Origin of the sequence: Rhizobium rosettiformans (assembly GCF_016806065.1) — a bacterium.
Lineage (GTDB): Bacteria > Pseudomonadota > Alphaproteobacteria > Rhizobiales > Rhizobiaceae > Allorhizobium.
Window position 1 is genome coordinate 1651903 of sequence record NZ_CP032405.1, and the last position, 14550, is coordinate 1666452.

12 protein-coding genes are annotated in these 14550 nt (G+C 63.6%); 9 read left to right on the forward strand and 3 right to left on the reverse strand.

Annotated features, from left to right (window positions below; translation table 11 throughout):
• Positions 1 to 109 precede the first annotated feature (109 nt).
• The 6 genes from D4A92_RS07815 to ngg all read left to right on the forward strand — a co-directional run bounded on the left by D4A92_RS07815 (position 110) and on the right by ngg (position 7602).
• Complete coding sequence (locus tag D4A92_RS07815; protein ID WP_203019126.1) at positions 110 to 1096, forward strand: GlxA family transcriptional regulator; 987 nt, start codon at positions 110 to 112, stop codon at positions 1094 to 1096.
• Positions 1097 to 1279: 183 nt separating this feature from the next.
• Complete coding sequence (locus D4A92_RS07820) at positions 1280 to 1627, forward strand: hypothetical protein (RefSeq protein ID WP_246754045.1); 348 nt, start codon at positions 1280 to 1282, stop codon at positions 1625 to 1627.
• A gap of 175 nt (positions 1628 to 1802) precedes the next feature.
• The gene (locus D4A92_RS07825) at positions 1803 to 2405 is read left to right on the forward strand and encodes a helix-turn-helix domain-containing protein (protein WP_203019128.1); all 603 of its coding nucleotides are present in this window, start codon (positions 1803 to 1805) and stop codon (positions 2403 to 2405) included.
• A 27-nt stretch (positions 2406 to 2432) separates the two neighbouring features.
• Positions 2433 to 3845, forward strand: coding sequence for a PepSY-associated TM helix domain-containing protein (locus tag D4A92_RS07830; protein WP_203019129.1), 1413 nt, complete (start codon positions 2433 to 2435; stop codon positions 3843 to 3845).
• 174 nt (positions 3846 to 4019) lie between these two features.
• The gene (locus D4A92_RS07835; protein WP_203019130.1) at positions 4020 to 5795 is read left to right on the forward strand and encodes an N-acetylglutaminylglutamine amidotransferase; all 1776 of its coding nucleotides are present in this window, start codon (positions 4020 to 4022) and stop codon (positions 5793 to 5795) included.
• Position 5796: 1 nt separating this feature from the next.
• Entirely contained in the window at positions 5797 to 7602 is a 1806-nt protein-coding gene (gene ngg / locus D4A92_RS07840) for an N-acetylglutaminylglutamine synthetase (protein ID WP_203019131.1), read from the forward strand.
• Positions 7603 to 7680: 78 nt separating this feature from the next.
• On the opposite strand, the gene D4A92_RS07845 is transcribed toward ngg, so the two are convergent.
• Positions 7681 to 8673, reverse strand: coding sequence for a YihY/virulence factor BrkB family protein (locus tag D4A92_RS07845; protein WP_203019132.1), 993 nt, complete (start codon positions 8671 to 8673; stop codon positions 7681 to 7683).
• Between the two features lie 130 nt (positions 8674 to 8803).
• Between D4A92_RS07845 and D4A92_RS07850 the strand changes: the two genes are divergently transcribed.
• Positions 8804 to 9259, forward strand: coding sequence for a hypothetical protein (locus D4A92_RS07850; RefSeq protein ID WP_203019133.1), 456 nt, complete (start codon positions 8804 to 8806; stop codon positions 9257 to 9259).
• A gap of 82 nt (positions 9260 to 9341) precedes the next feature.
• On the opposite strand, the gene D4A92_RS07855 is transcribed toward D4A92_RS07850, so the two are convergent.
• Positions 9342 to 12428, reverse strand: a complete 3087-nt coding sequence (locus D4A92_RS07855; RefSeq protein WP_203019135.1) for a DNA translocase FtsK — start codon at positions 12426 to 12428, stop codon at positions 9342 to 9344.
• A gap of 253 nt (positions 12429 to 12681) precedes the next feature.
• On the opposite strand from D4A92_RS07855, the gene D4A92_RS07860 reads away from it, so the two are divergent.
• Both D4A92_RS07860 and D4A92_RS07865 read left to right on the forward strand, forming a co-directional pair.
• Entirely contained in the window at positions 12682 to 13074 is a 393-nt protein-coding gene (locus tag D4A92_RS07860) for a hypothetical protein (RefSeq protein ID WP_203019137.1), read from the forward strand.
• Positions 13075 to 13085: 11 nt separating this feature from the next.
• A complete protein-coding gene (locus D4A92_RS07865; RefSeq protein WP_203019138.1) occupies positions 13086 to 13673 on the forward strand; it encodes an IMPACT family protein in 588 nt (195 codons plus the stop codon).
• 4 nt (positions 13674 to 13677) lie between these two features.
• Here the strand turns inward: D4A92_RS07865 and D4A92_RS07870 are convergent, their stop codons facing one another.
• Positions 13678 to 14451: a tetratricopeptide repeat protein gene (locus D4A92_RS07870; protein ID WP_246754093.1), complete on the reverse strand. Its 774-nt coding sequence runs from the start codon at positions 14449 to 14451 to the stop codon at positions 13678 to 13680.
• Positions 14452 to 14550: the final 99 nt, after the last annotated feature.

Consider the following 14550-nt stretch of genomic DNA (forward strand, 5'->3'; position numbering starts at 1 on the left):
CACGATTGTTGCGAAGTTTTGCGCATGGCTTGACATCCGATTGCGGCGATTGTTTCCCCCTGCTAGCGTTCGGAATGGCGGATGCGCCGAAGCTGCGGAGAGTGAGACAATGTCGGGCGACGAGGCAACGAAAAGGCCGCGGCTGAAGATCGGCTTCGTGCTGTCGCGCTCCTTCACTTTGTCCGCTTTCGCGCTCTTTATCGATACGATCCGGCTTGCCAGCGACGAATATGATCGCTCGGGCCGAGTGCTCGCCGATTGGCAGGTGCTGGGCAGCACGCGCCACCTGATCAGTTCCAGTTGCGGTGTGCAGGTCGCACCGACCAGCGACTTCGTCGATCCGAGCCGCTTTGACTACATCGTTGTGGTCGGCGGGCTGCTCGGACGTCAGGCCGCGGTGGACGACCAGACCATCGCCTTCCTGAGAAGGGCCGATGCCCAGAAGGTGCCGCTGATCGGCCTTTGCACGGGAACCTTCATCCTCGCGGACGCGGGTCTGATGAAGAGCCACCAGACCTGCGTCAGTTGGCTCCACTACCAGCAGTTCCGCGACCGCTTTCCCGATCATGAGGTCCGCTCCGACCGTCTGTTCAATCTCGATCGCCGCCGCGGCTCCTGTGCCGGGGGCAGCAGCTCCGCCGACCTCGCCGCCTTTATTGTCCGCCAGTATCTGGGCCACGATGCGGAGCGAAACGCGCTGGAAGTCCTGCAGATCGAGAAGGCCCGCACAAACAGGGACATCCAGGTCCGCCGCCCGCTCACCATCGAATGCGACGACCCCCGTGTGAAGGCGGTTCTGATCTTGATGGAGCAGAGCCTCGAAAACGAATTGACCATCGATCAGCTTGCCCGCTCGGTCGGCCTTTCGCGCCGCCAGCTCGAGCGCCTCTTCGCCCAGAAGATCGATGTCTCACCCGCCCGCATGTACACCAAGCTGCGCATGGAGCGTGCCAAGATGCTGGTCACCCAAACCAATGCGTCGCTGATCGATATCGCCCTTCAGGTCGGCTTCCAGAACACCTCGCATTTCACCCGCGTCTTCAAGGGCACCTATGGCAGAACACCCGGCCAGATGCGCAGCCATCCGACGGTTTGACGTCGGCACGGGTCGGCGCAGCGAGTGCATGAGCGGGACCTTTTTTAGGTCTGCTGCCTGCGACGCAAAGGCCCCGGCCGCCCGCTTGTGAGCCGGCTCTGCCGGTGCTATCCCAGCAGACATCTGTCGGGGGATAGAATGGCCGAACGGGGCTTTGAGTTGAGTTTTGACCGGGCGATACGCATGATCTGCGTCATCGCGCTGGTGCTGCTCGGCCTCGCGCATCGTCCTGCCGTTCCATCCATACCGCAGCTGACACCGCAGGAAATCGCAGCCCTTACCTTGCCGGATGGCAGCCTGCCCGAACTCTGCCTGCCCACAGAGGACGGCAAGGCCAAGGGCCACACCGCCTCGTCCGATTGTGAAGCTTGCCGCATCGCGGCATCAGCACTGTTGCCTGCCCCGGCCGATTCGGTCGGCATCCGCATGCCGCTCATCGCAGCAGTGACCTTGCCGCAGCCGGCAGAGGCTCACTATCGCCAGCTTTTCCCTCCCGATAGCCATCCCCGCGCGCCCCCTATCACCGCCTGATCGAAAGCCATGGCCGGCGCATGTGTGCGCCCGGCTGTCCGTGTAGTCAGGCCGGTGAGCTAGCAGTCGCAGCTCCGGTCGAAATCGGATGTCTGTTATGCTGCAAATGTTTGCCGATTGCGGGGCGCTATCTGCGTTCCCGCCTGTCTCGTCAACCTTGTCCCCACAAAGGGCGATGTCGCTCGCCGGTCCGCTTCTGCCACCGCGCACCGTCGTCTTTCTCGAAGGTCTGGCCCGCTCTCCGCAATACCGCGTCGTCGATGGCTGTGTCGCCACCGCCCAGACATTGGTCGATGGTCGGCGCCAGATCATCGATCTCGTCGGCCCCGGACGCCTGATCGGCCTCGGTTTTGGCGATCAGAACCGCTATTCCGCCGAGACGCTGGGTTTCACCCGGCTGGAGGCCGTGTCTGAAAGCATGGCCCAGGGCGAGCGTGATCTGGCGCTGAGCGAAATGCTGGCCCGGTCGCAAAGCCTCGTCATGTTGCTCGGTCGCAAGACCGCACCGGAGCGTGTCGCCTCTGCCCTCATCGATCTTGCGGAGCAATTCGGCCGCGCCGCGCGCGACAGGAAGCGGAGATCCGTCACCTTCCATCTTTACCCGACGCGCGGCGATCTCGCCGACTGGCTCGGCCTCACGATCGAGACCGTCAGCCGCTGCCTCACCCGCCTGAAGAAGGCCGGGCTCATCGAGATCAGACACGGAGATCTCGTCACTGTGCTCGATCCCGAACAGCTCTCGGGCGTCGCCGCCGGCGCCCGTGCGCTCACCAATTGAATTTTCTCAAGATAACAGAGTATTAGGATGACCATCGTTTCCGACCTCACCCCCGCCCAGGCGACAGACAAGGATCTGTCGCGCCGCTTCTATATCACCGCCTGGCGCTGGCACTTCTATGCCGGCCTTTATGTCGCGCCCTTCATAATCATGCTCGCCGTCACCGGCCTGATGATGTTGTGGACGGCAACCCTGTTCGGTCGCGATGGCGAGAAGACCTATACGGTCGAGCCGCAGGCCGCGGTCTCCTCCGTATCGGACCAGGCGGGAGCCGCGACCCTCGAAATCCCCGGCCAGATCATCCAGTACATCGCCCCGCGCACGCCTGAACAGGCCGCCCTCTTTCGCATCAACCAAGGCGATGCGTCCTACATGGTCGCGGTCGACCCCTACCGTGCCGAAGTCCTCGGGTATTGGGACCGGCGCACCGGCCTCTACGATCTCGCCGACAACATTCACGGCACGCTGCTGATCGGCACACTCGGCGACCGCCTGATCGAGATCGCGGCCGGCTTCGGCATCGTCCTCGTTGTCACCGGTCTTTATCTGTGGTGGCCTCGAGATGGCCGCGGCCTCGGCTCCGTGCTCGTCCCGCAGCTCTCTGCCAAAGGTCGCCAGCTGTGGAAGTCCCTGCATCTGACCATCGGCTTCTATGCCTCGCTCTTCCTCGTCATCTTTCTGCTGTCGGGCCTGACCTGGGCCGGCATTTGGGGCGAAAAGTTCACCCAAGCCTGGAGCACCTTCCCGGCGGAGAAATGGGACAATGTTCCGCTGTCCGACAAGACCCATGCCAGCATGAACCATGGCGGCGTCAAGCAGGTGCCGTGGACGCTGGAACAGACCCCGATGCCCGCGTCCGGCTCGGATGCCGGTGTCACCGGCACACCGGCAGGTGAGCCCGTTTCGCTCGACGCCGTCGTCTCGCTCGCCCGCACCATCGGCTTTGATCAGCGCTTCCAGCTGGCTTTCCCTGGCGATGAGACAGCCGTCTGGACCATCTCGCGCGACACGATGAGCAATGACAGCGCCAATCCGCTTGACGATCGGACCGTGCATGTCGACCAATATACCGGCCGCATCCTCGCCGATGTCGGCTTCCACGACTACGGCGCAGCCGGCAAGGCCATGGCCGCCGGTATCGCCTTCCATGAGGGCGATATGGGCCTCTGGAATCTGGTGCTGGTCAATATCGTTTGTCTGTCGATCATCTTCCTCTCGGTCAGCGGCTTCGTCATGTGGTGGAAGCGCCGGCCGAAGGGCGCGGCCCGTCTGATGGCCCCGACCGTTGGCGAGCCTGGACCACTCTGGAAGACCGGCGCCTTTGTGATGCTGGCGACAGCACTTCTGTTCCCACTCTCCGGCGCCGTCCTCCTGGCAGTCCTTCTCCTAGACTTCCTCGTCTTTCGCCACATCACTCCGCTGAAAAAGGCCTTGAGCTGATTGAATATCGGCGCCCCCAAAAGCGGGGCGCCGAGCAAGCGTCTGCCATGTTCCGAAAAAAGAATGGAACAATGGAACCTCTCGACCATTTGCAAATCATGTGTCCGGTAAACCGAAGAACGGTTTGCCGGCACCTTTTCGTTTGGTCTTTCAACGGAGGTTTCAGCCCGGTTCATGTGTGGCATTTGTGGAGAAGTGAGATTCGATGGCGCATCGCCGTCGGTAGCGGCAGTTTCGATCATGGCGGATGTTCTGGCCCCACGAGGGCCGGATTCGGCCGGCGTGATGGTCAGGGGCAATGTCGGGCTCGGCCATCGACGATTGCGCATCCTCGATCTTTCCGACAAATCCCAGCAGCCGATGGTCGATCCCGATCTCGGCCTTTCGCTCGTCTTCAACGGCTGTATCTATAACTTCCGCGAACTGCGCAGCGAACTGGAAGCCAAGGGTTACCGCTTTTTCTCCGATGGCGACACCGAAGTGATCCTGAAGGCCTGGCATGCCTGGGGCACGGACTGCGTATCCCGCTTCCACGGCATGTTCGCCTTCGTCATCCATGAGCGCGACACCGGCCGCGTCGTCATGGCGCGTGACCGTTTCGGCATTAAGCCGCTTTATCTCGCCGAAGTCTCGGGTGGCCTGCGTTTCGCCTCCTCGCTTCCCGCCCTCGTCAAGGCGGGTGGCGTCGACACCGCGATCGATGTGACCGCGCTTCATCACTACATGACCTTCCATGCCGTCGTGCCGCCGCCGCGGACGATCTACAAGGGCGTGCGCAAGCTGCCTCCCGCAACCATCCGCGTCTACCAGCCCGATGGCAGTTTCGAGGACAAGCGCTATTGGGACCCCGCCTACACGCGTCGGTCCGAAGATGCAGGCATGAGCCGCGAGGACTGGCAGCAGCAATTGCTCGATGCGCTGCGTCTTGCCGTCAAACGCCGGATGATTGCCGATGTGCCCGTCGGCGTCCTTCTGTCCGGCGGTGTCGATTCCAGCCTGATCGTCGGTCTTCTGGCGGAAGCCGGCCAGACGGGCCTGATGAGTTTTTCCGTCGGCTTCGAGGAAGCCAATGGCGAAAAGGGCGACGAATTCGTCTATTCCGACCTGATCGCCAAACGCTTCGGCACCGACCATCACAAGATCTTCGTACCCTCGGCCGATCTGATGGGGGCGCTTCCCGGCACCATCGCTGCCATGTCCGAGCCCATGGTCTCCTACGACAATGTCGGCTTTTACCTTCTGTCGAAGGAAGTCTCGAAACACATCAAGGTCGTCCAGTCCGGTCAGGGCGCCGACGAGGTCTTCGGCGGCTATCACTGGTATCCGCCACTGGTCGGCTCCACCGATGTCGTCGGCGACTACGGCCGTGCCTTCCGCGATCGATCGCATGAAACGCTCGCAACCCAGCTGCAGGATCGCTGGATCGCCAGCAGCGATGTCAGCGGCGACTTGCTGCGCGAACATCTGCTGCGCTCCGGTGCCGATAGCCCGGTCGACCAGGCACTCCGCCTCGACAGCAATGTCATGCTCGTCGACGACCCGGTCAAGCGCGTCGACAACATGACCATGGCCTGGGGCCTGGAAGCCCGCGTGCCCTTCCTGGATCACGAACTGGTCGAACTCGCCGCCCGCATTCCCCCTGAGGAGAAGCTGCGGGACGGTGGCAAGGGCATCCTCAAGGATGTCGCCCGCAAGATCATCCCGTCAGAGGTCATCGACCGCAAGAAGGGCTACTTCCCGGTCCCGCAGCTGAAATACATCGCCGGCCCCTATCTCGACATGCTGCGCGACGCCCTGTCGTCCCAGGCTGCACGCGAGCGCGGCCTCTTCCGCCAGGACTACATCGATCGTCTGGTGGCCGATCCTGCCTCGCATATCACGCCGCTTCAGGGCTCCGAGCTCTGGCAGATCGGCCTTCTCGAAATGTGGTTGCAGGCCCAGGAGAACTGACGTGAGCAAGGCAGAGAAGAAGCCCGCCACCCAGCCGCGCAAGGCCCGTCGCGGCAATGCCCTGTCACACCGGTTGACCCGGCTCCGCACCCCCGGCGGCGGCAGTCAGGGAGCGACCAGTCGCGCCTGCGAAGCGGATGCGCGCAACCGCAACGTCGCCCTCGATTGCGGCTGGGGTCGGCTTCTTTTCACGCCGACCTTCGACGCCTATCCCGACCTCCTCGAAGCGCTGCGCGAGGAAGCCCCAGATACGCGCGACATCGCCTTTCACGTCGGAGATCCCCATGTCCTGCTCGCCCAGGCGCCACAGGAGATCTTCCTCGATCCGTCCCATACCTTTAGGCTCGATCTTTCCACCTATCGCGCCGGCGGTCGTCGCCCGAAGGGCGTCACCTTCAGGCGCTTCTCGTCCGAAAGCGATGCGGCGGGCATCAATGCGGTCTATGCCAGCTGCGGCATGGTCCAGGTGCGCGAGGACTTCTTCGCCGGCGAACGAGACAACCGCCCCGTCACTTATTTCGTCGCGCAGGACGATCTGACCGGCGAGATTGTCGGAACCGTCACTGGAATCGACCATCACCGGCTGTTCGACGACTCGGAGCGCGGCGCCTCGCTTTGGTGCCTCGCTGTCCATCCGCAAGCCCGCCAGCCGGGCATCGGCGAGGGCCTTGTGCGCATCCTCGCCGAACATTTCCAGGCGCGGGGCCTCGCTTATCTCGATCTCTCCGTCCTGCACGACAACGACAAGGCGATCGGTCTCTATGACAAGCTCGGCTTCCGCCGTGTGCCGCTCTTCGCCGTCAAGCGCAAGAATGCCATCAACGAGAAATTCTTCGCCCAGCCGATCGAGGGCTACGAGGCGCTCAACCCCTATGCCCGCCTGATCGTCGACGAGGCACTCCGCCGCGGCATTCATGTCGAGGTGACCGACCCCGAAGGCGGCTTTTTCCGGTTGAGCCACGGCGGCCGCAGCATTCATTGCCGCGAAAGCCTCTCGGATCTCACCTCTTCGGTCGCCATGTCGATCTGCGACGACAAGGCCGTCACCCGCCGCTTCGCCGAGGCAGCCGGTCTCAGCGTCCCCGAACAGCTTTCCGCCGATGCCCCGGATGCGGAAAAACAGGCCTTCCTCGAAAAGCACGGCAAGCTGGTTGTGAAGCCCGCCCGGGGAGAACAGGGCAGGGGCATTTCGGTCGGCATCTCCTCGATGGACGCCCTGCAGGCTGCCATTCGCCAGGCCCGCCAGGTCTGCGACCGGGTTCTCCTGGAAGCCTGTTTCGAAGGGGAGGACCTACGCCTTGTGGTCATCGACTACAAGCTCGTCGCCGCCGCCGTCCGTCGCCCGCCCCGCGTTGTCGGCGATGGCCGCTCGCCCATCCGCAAGCTGATCGAGCAGCAGTCCCGCCGCCGCGCTGCTGCAACCGGCGGCGAAAGCCGCATTCCGGTTGATGCCGAGACGAAACGTTGCCTTGCTGAACAGGACCTCGATCTCGACAGCGTGCTGGAAGAGGGCCGTGAGATCACCGTGCGCAAGGCCGCCAACCTCCACACCGGCGGCACGATCCACGACGTCACGGCCCAGGCACATCCCGATCTCGTCGATGCCGCCTGCCGGATTGCCAAGGCCATCAAGATCCCGGTCGTCGGTATCGATTTCATGGTCCACGATCCCGCCAAGCCGGACTATGTCTTCATTGAAGCCAATGAGCGGCCCGGGCTTGCCAATCACGAGCCCCAGCCAACGGCCGAGAGCTTCATCCAGCTTTTGTTTCCCGGCAGCCGCGCCCGCGAGCGCCGCAACGCCTGACCACAGAGGTGAAACACAGCCTATGAAAGAGGGGCGGCATTCCGATGCCGCCCCTCTTTCAAGAGCACCCCTTCGCCGTTAATGCGATTCGCCGAGCGTGTCGGCCACATGCGCACCCCGCTGACCCATCGGCTGAGCCGGCCCCGTCGTCGTATCCTCGGCCGTCTGATGCTCGAGCTCGGCATTCAGCATAGCCCCGACAATCAGGATCACCACCGACAGCCAGGCCCAGAACATGAAGCCGATAAAGGTGCCGAGCGCGCCATAGGTCGCGTTGAAGTCGGCGAAATTCTCCAGATAGAAGGTGAAGCCGAGCGACATGATCATCCAGATAAGCGTGCTCAGCAGCGTGCCCCAGGTCAGCCATCGGAGTTGCGCGTTTTCGCGGCTCGGCCCGTAGCGATAGATCATCACGGTCCCGAACCAGATAACACCGATCAGGATCGGCCAGCGGATTAGTCCGACCATCATCTCGGCCCGGTCGGACATGAGGACTACCGCGATGATCAGCGGCAGGATCGCCAGCGCCGTGACGATGATGGCAAGAATGGCCATGGCCCCGAGCGTAAAGGCGATGGCAAGCAGCGTGGTGTGGACGAAACCGCGCTTCTCCGGCTCCTGATAGGCAATATTCATCGCCTCGAAGAGAGCAACCATGCCGTTGCGGGCGCTGAACAGCGAAACGCCGAGACCGACGAGAAAACCGGTGCTCAAGGTGCTGTCGTTTTCCTCGGCCAGCGCCTGCAACTGCCCGAGGATCATCGTGACTCCATCGGCGGGCAGCAGTTCGGAGAGGAAATCGAGTCGACCGGCGATCGTGGTCGGATCGGCAATCAGCCCATAGAGCGACACCAGCGCCGCAAGACCGGGAAAAAGCGACAGCATCACATAGAAGGATACGCCGGCCGCTGCCAGCATCACCCGGTCGGATGTCAGGCGCGACAGGACCCTGATGGAAACATCCCACAGGCCCCGCACTGGAATGTCACCGGGACTGCACGCGTCCCGTCCCCGTTCATCGCGGCTGTGGGAGGCGGTGAGGGTTGGGGATGCAGGTGTCACTGGCGGCATGTCGGGCTCCTTGCTCTCAAGGAAAATGGTCCGCAGGCCGCCATGTTCCCTCACAAGGCGCGAGAAGCAGGGCGGAACCGTATCCGGCCGAGATCGGTTGGACACCCGAGTGTTTCACAGGGAGAAGACCATGTCCGACAACAACGACCACGAAGTGCCGAACAACCTTCAGCAAGAGGACATTGATCCTCATCTTGCGCAGCCCGTGGAGGTGGCCGCGCGCCGGTCGGACGCCGCTGCCGCAGAACATGGAATGTCGAAGCATGGCGAACTGCTCAACATCTACCGGCTGGAACCCATCGCCGCGCCGGACGATCCGCGTTGGGACAATGCCCCCAGCCATGGTGTGGTAACCGTGGCCGCCCGGTCAACGGGCGATGCTCGCCTCGTCGCAGCCTCGCAGGAACTGGACTATATGGAAATCGACGCCAAGCCTGCCGAGGACGTCACGACCGGAATGGCAAGTGCCTTCCGCTCGGAGAAACTCTACACGGTCATCGAGATCGCACGGGACAGGCAGGGTCTCACCCGCGGCCTCATCGAGGGCAAGATCGGCATCGATACTATCCGCCCCGTGCAGATCTGATCGCTGGAAAGCATCGGGCGACAGCGCCTTCGCTGATTGACGCGGTCGGGGCCTCCATCGACCCCGACCAGATCCAATCGTGTCAGCCTTCGAAGTCGCCCTCGCTATTCACCTCTCGTCCACCGACAATGATCGCCCGCTTGCCGACATGGTTGGCAGCCCCCACGATACCTTCCTGCTCCATCCGCTCTACCAGCGAAGCCGCCTTGTTGTAGCCGATGGATAGCCGGCGCTGGATGTAGGAGGTCGAGCACTTCTTGTCGCGCAGCACAACCTTGACCGCCTTGTCGTAGAGATCGTTGCCGTCCTCTTCGGCCATGGCGCCCTTGTCGAAGACGGCGGTATCTTCTTCCGGCTCTTCCTCGACCTCATCGGCATCCTCGGTGACGGTGCCCAGATAATCCGGACGGCCCTGCATCTTCAGATGCGCGACGACCTTCTCGACTTCCTCGTCGGACACGAAGGGACCGTGCACGCGGGCAATGCGGCCACCGCCGACCATGTGCAGCATGTCGCCCTGGCCGAGCAGGTGTTCGGCGCCCGGTTCACCCAGAATGGTGCGGCTGTCGATCTTCGAGGTCACCTGGAAGGAGACACGGGTCGGGAAGTTCGCCTTGATCGTGCCGGTGATGACGTCGACGGAGGGACGCTGGGTCGCCATGATCAGATGGATGCCGGCGGCACGCGCCATCTGCGCCAGCCGCTGGATCGCACCTTCGATCTCCTTGCCGGCGACCATCATCAGGTCGGCCATCTCGTCGACCACGACGACGATGTAAGGCATTGGCGAGAGGTCGAGCTCCTGCTCCTCATAGACGATCTCGCCGCTCTGCCGGTCAAAGCCGGTCTGCACGGAAACGGTGATCGTCTCGCCCTTTTCGCGGGCCTGGGCGGCACGGGCATTGTAGCCGTCGATATTGCGCACGCCGAGGCGGCTCATCTTGCGATAGCGATCCTCCATCTCGCGCACCGCCCATTTCAGCGCCATCACGGCCTTCTTCGGGTCGGTGACGACGGGGGTCAAGAGATGCGGGATGCCGTCATAGACGGAAAGCTCGAGCATCTTCGGATCGACCATGATCAAGCGGCACTCGTCCGGCCGGAACCGATAGAGTAGCGACAGGATCATCGTGTTGATCGCAACCGATTTGCCCGAACCGGTGGTACCGGCAACGAGCAGATGCGGCATCTTTGCGAGTTCCGCGATCACGGGCTCGCCGCCGATGGTCTTGCCGAGGCAGACCGGCAGCTTGTAGCGCGTCTCGGCATAGTCAGGCGTCTCGATCAGTTCGCGCAGATAGACCGTCTCACGCACCGGGTTCGGCAGCTCGATGCCGATCACGTTGCGGCCGGGCACCACGGCGACACGCGCCGAGAGTGCCGACATCGAGCGGGCGATATCGTCGGAGAGACCGATGACGCGCGAGGACTTCACCCCCGGCGCCGGCTCGAATTCGTAGAGCGTGACGACAGGGCCGGGGCGCACGTCGATCACCTCGCCCTTGATGCCGAAGTCCTCAAGTACGCTTTCCAGAAGCCCGGCGCTCTGCTCCAGTGCTTCGGCCGTCATCGTGACGCCGGTCTGAACGGGCGGCATCTGCAGGAAGTCGATATACGGCAGCTCGTATTCGCCTTCGCCGAGAGCCTCTTGCGCCTTGAATAGGGGCTGGCGTGGCAGGGCGGCGGACATTGGAGCAATCGACGAATGGTTCGCCTGAAGCGGCGCCGGAGCAACGGCCTCAAGCGGGGCAGCGGTCTCGCTTGCCGCTGCCTGTGCCTGCTGCAATGCGTAGGACTGAGCTGACACCTCCCGATATGCGACTTCCCGATAGAGCGCGACGACCGAGCCCGGGGTTGCCTCGAACACCGGCTTGCGCATTGCGATGGCGAGCGGCGGCACTTGCGCAGACACTCCTTCCGGGCTATAGCGCACGACTTCGGGGCGAACGGGTGAAACGGCCTGAGCTACCGGCATTGCAGCGGTCGCAACCGGCTGTGGCGCAATCTGTTGCGCCTTCTGCGGCGCTGCCTGATTGCTGGCCTGTGAGACAGGTTGCGCGATCGCCGGACGCGCCATTTCGATCTCCAATGGAGCGTCCACCGGCGCGATCATCGCCTCGAAGAAGATGTGGTCCGACAGCAGCGCTGCGATTGGCAGACGTTCAGTCTGCGCTTCGGGCACGGCCGCCACGGGTGCTACGGCAGTCACGGCCTCGGGCTGCGTCGGCGACGGATTGGTCATCTGCGCCCATGCGATAAAGCCCGACGATACAGGCGGCGTTCCGGCCGGAGCCGAGAGAACCGGCTGTACCGGTGCTGAGGCAGCAACCGGTGCCGAAACTGGCTCAGGTGTCGCTGTCGCCGGCGGTGTCCGCAGAAACGCATTGCGCACCATGGGCGCGCGCGCCGCGGGGGCTGCCCGCTGGGCGGCAAGCCGTGCGGCTTCGGCTTGCTGGGCGAGTGACCGCTGCAGATGCGGCGGCACATGGGCTTCGGTCGTCGGTCGAACATTTGTCCCGACGGTCGCAGCCTGCGTGCTGGCCAGCACGCTGCGCATGCCCTGAACCAGGGGTGCTGGCTGCAAAGGTTGGGGAGCCGGGCCGATCTCGTGTGGCGAAGCGCCGTCCGCTATTGATGCTTCCCAAGCGGCCTGTTCGGCCTGCTGGCGGGCGAGTTCCCGGCGAAGCTTGTAGGTGAGCGCGCGCGCGCCCACGGCATCCGGCGGCTGCGGCAAGGTCACGGAAGCCGGCATGCGTGGTACTTCGGGCTTCGGTGCCGGGACGGGCGCGCCGGTGCGCGGCAATCCGGCATAGGGGACGCTGCTCGCCGCGGACGAGGCGGGCTTTGCCGGGGCGGGGGCCACGGGCTGGCGTGTCGGCTGATAGGCCTGTCGTGTCGGCGCCTGCGGCATCGCCGGCTGCGGTGCGACCGTGCGTGCAGGCGGCGCGCTCGGCTGAGCGGCGGGTGCAGGCGTTGGCTCGGCCTTGCCCGGCACGCGGTCGGGCGTACGGGTGAAACGCACATTGGGGCCCAGGACGAAGGCCTTCTGCCAGACGGGCGTTTCCTCGCGCCCCTCGATCTGGTCGGCGGCCGACTGATCGGCACCTTCACCCTTGTTGTCCCCTAACTGATTGAGCTGATACGCGGAATTTGAACGGGGAGGGTGCATCGGAAACCTGAACGCTGGCGGGATACAAGAACGCGAAAACTGAGCTATCTGAGTAGAAAATAAAGGTTAACGACCGCTTTCCGTCCGGCAGGAATTTCTAATGCATCGTGGTCTGAATCGGGCTGTTTTGCCCCCGATGCCGCTGTTGCCAAAGCCGAATTTCGCCCCTTGCCGGAAGATGCGTGGCCCCAAGTTTTTTTCTCGCACCGTGTCTCCGCTCGGGCTATGGACGGGGACGAACAGAAAGCCGGTCATGTCGAAGAAAGAGAAGCCCAGCCCCCTGAAGAAGCTCCTGAAGGCATGGACGTCAGCAGGTCCTGAGGATCGCCAAGCCTTTCTGGATCTGGTCGCCGCAGAGATGCGGGCCCGCGCATCGGCCGCCCCCGATCCGTCCGGTGCTGAACCGATTCCCGAAGATGCCGCGGCCCTCATCGCCAATGGCCGGTATCTGCTGCCGTCGACAATCGAGCGGGTCGAAGCGGTCATGCGCGCTCGAAAACTCTCGCCCTCCGGTGTCATGGCCGAACTCGGCTTCTCCAGCCGCGACGCCTCGCTCACCCGCGCGCTCGCCATGAAAGCAGCCTTGCGTCTCTCCGTGATCGCGGCACTTGCCGAATGGCTAGCCGCGCATGAAGCGGACGGCTGAGGTTCGAGGCCATGCCCTTCACTCTCGTCGCGCCGGTTGAATTCGTTCAGGACATCAAGAAAAGCCGCTTCATCGGCCAGGGAGCGCCCATTGCCAGCGAGGAGGAGGCGAAAGCCTTCCTCGCCGCGGTCTCCGATCCCGCCGCCAACCACAATTGCTGGGCCTGGCGCATCGGTCAGGCCTACCGCTTTTCCGATGACGGCGAGCCTTCGGGCACGGCCGGCAAGCCCATCCTCCAGGCCATCGATGGCCAGGATCTCGATGGTATCCTCGTGGTCGTGACCCGCTTCTTCGGCGGCATCCTGCTCGGCAGTGGCGGGCTGATGCGTGCCTATGGCGGAACGGCAGCCCAGATGCTGCGGGCCGCCGAGAAGCGCGAGATCATCCCGATGGTAACAGGCGAATCATCGGTGAACTTCTCGGACCTCGCCCTCGTGAAGTCACGGCTCGCCGCGATACCGCACCTCACCTTCGTCGAAAGTTTCACGGCAGAGGGTGTGGATCTCACGGTCACGCTGAGGCAGGGCGATGAGGATCAGGCGATCCGCCTGGTGCGCGATCTGACCAGCGGCCGTTCAAGTCTGGTCTTTCCAGACTGAAGCCTCAGCTCTTCTTTTTCGGCATGTCCTGGCTGGAAAGCTGCTTCCAGGAATTCTGCTGGGCGAGCATGCCGCGCAGATATTGCAGATTGGCCGCCGCCTGCTGCGGATCGAGTTCCTGGGCCGCCAGCTGTTCTGCCTCCTGGAACCGGCCCTGCAGGCCGACCACCAGCGCGAGGTTCTGGCGAACCCGGCTGTCGGCACGGGGCTGCTGCGACGCCTGTCGCAGATAGTCCTCGGCCGTCTTCAGGTCGCCGGAAAGCACGAAGGACATGCCCATGTTCGACAATACGCTTGGATCGTTCGGCTGCATCTGCAGCGCCATGCGGTAACGCGAGCGCGCCTCGCTGGAACGGCCGAGCTGGTCGAGCACGGCCCCTTCTGCCGAGTAGAGCCGCCAGTCAGGGCGGTCGGGTGTCTGCGCCCGCTGAATGGTGCCGAGTGCCTTTTCCAGCTGCCCCGCCGCAGCCTGCGCCTTGCCGAGCGAGGAGAGCACCTCGCGATCGTTCGGATGGGCAATCGCCACCTGCTGCATGACGGCAAGCGCCTGCGTGTTGCGGCCTGTCATCATCAATCCATTGGCATAGGAAAGCCCGGTATTCCGATCCCGCGGGTTGCGGTCATAGGCCTGGCCGATGCCTTCAACGGCGCGGCTGAGTTGCGGACCGCTGAGCGAATCGAGTTGCTGGCTTGCCTTGGGGATCGAACCGGTTGTCAGCTCCTTCTTCGCAGAGCCGCAGCCGGTGAGCGTCATCGCCGCCATCACCAGACCTGTCATGGCCACGATCCGCAGATGGTTTGCCGAGCCTGGAATTCGCATGCGCATGGTGATCGTCCCGAGTTAACTAGTCCCCGCCGCCGCGCCTCGTCCGGGCGG

What these genes read in the sequence shown, in the direction of transcription:
- D4A92_RS07855 (WP_203019135.1), bottom strand. Translation starts at nt 12,428, where the DNA reads ATGCACCCTCCCCGTTCAAATTCCGCGTATCAGCTCAATCAGTTAGGG.
- D4A92_RS07845 (WP_203019132.1), bottom strand. Translation starts at nt 8,673, where the DNA reads ATGCCGCCAGTGACACCTGCATCCCCAACCCTCACCGCCTCCCACAGC.
- D4A92_RS07860 (WP_203019137.1), top strand. Translation starts at nt 12,682, where the DNA reads ATGTCGAAGAAAGAGAAGCCCAGCCCCCTGAAGAAGCTCCTGAAGGCA.
- D4A92_RS07870 (WP_246754093.1), bottom strand. Translation starts at nt 14,451, where the DNA reads ATGACAGGTCTGGTGATGGCGGCGATGACGCTCACCGGCTGCGGCTCT.
- D4A92_RS07820 (WP_246754045.1), top strand. Translation starts at nt 1,280, where the DNA reads ATGATCTGCGTCATCGCGCTGGTGCTGCTCGGCCTCGCGCATCGTCCT.
- D4A92_RS07815 (WP_203019126.1), top strand. Translation starts at nt 110, where the DNA reads ATGTCGGGCGACGAGGCAACGAAAAGGCCGCGGCTGAAGATCGGCTTC.
- D4A92_RS07830 (WP_203019129.1), top strand. Translation starts at nt 2,433, where the DNA reads ATGACCATCGTTTCCGACCTCACCCCCGCCCAGGCGACAGACAAGGAT.
- D4A92_RS07835 (WP_203019130.1), top strand. Translation starts at nt 4,020, where the DNA reads ATGTGTGGCATTTGTGGAGAAGTGAGATTCGATGGCGCATCGCCGTCG.
- D4A92_RS07850 (WP_203019133.1), top strand. Translation starts at nt 8,804, where the DNA reads ATGTCCGACAACAACGACCACGAAGTGCCGAACAACCTTCAGCAAGAG.
- D4A92_RS07825 (WP_203019128.1), top strand. Translation starts at nt 1,803, where the DNA reads ATGTCGCTCGCCGGTCCGCTTCTGCCACCGCGCACCGTCGTCTTTCTC.
- D4A92_RS07865 (WP_203019138.1), top strand. Translation starts at nt 13,086, where the DNA reads ATGCCCTTCACTCTCGTCGCGCCGGTTGAATTCGTTCAGGACATCAAG.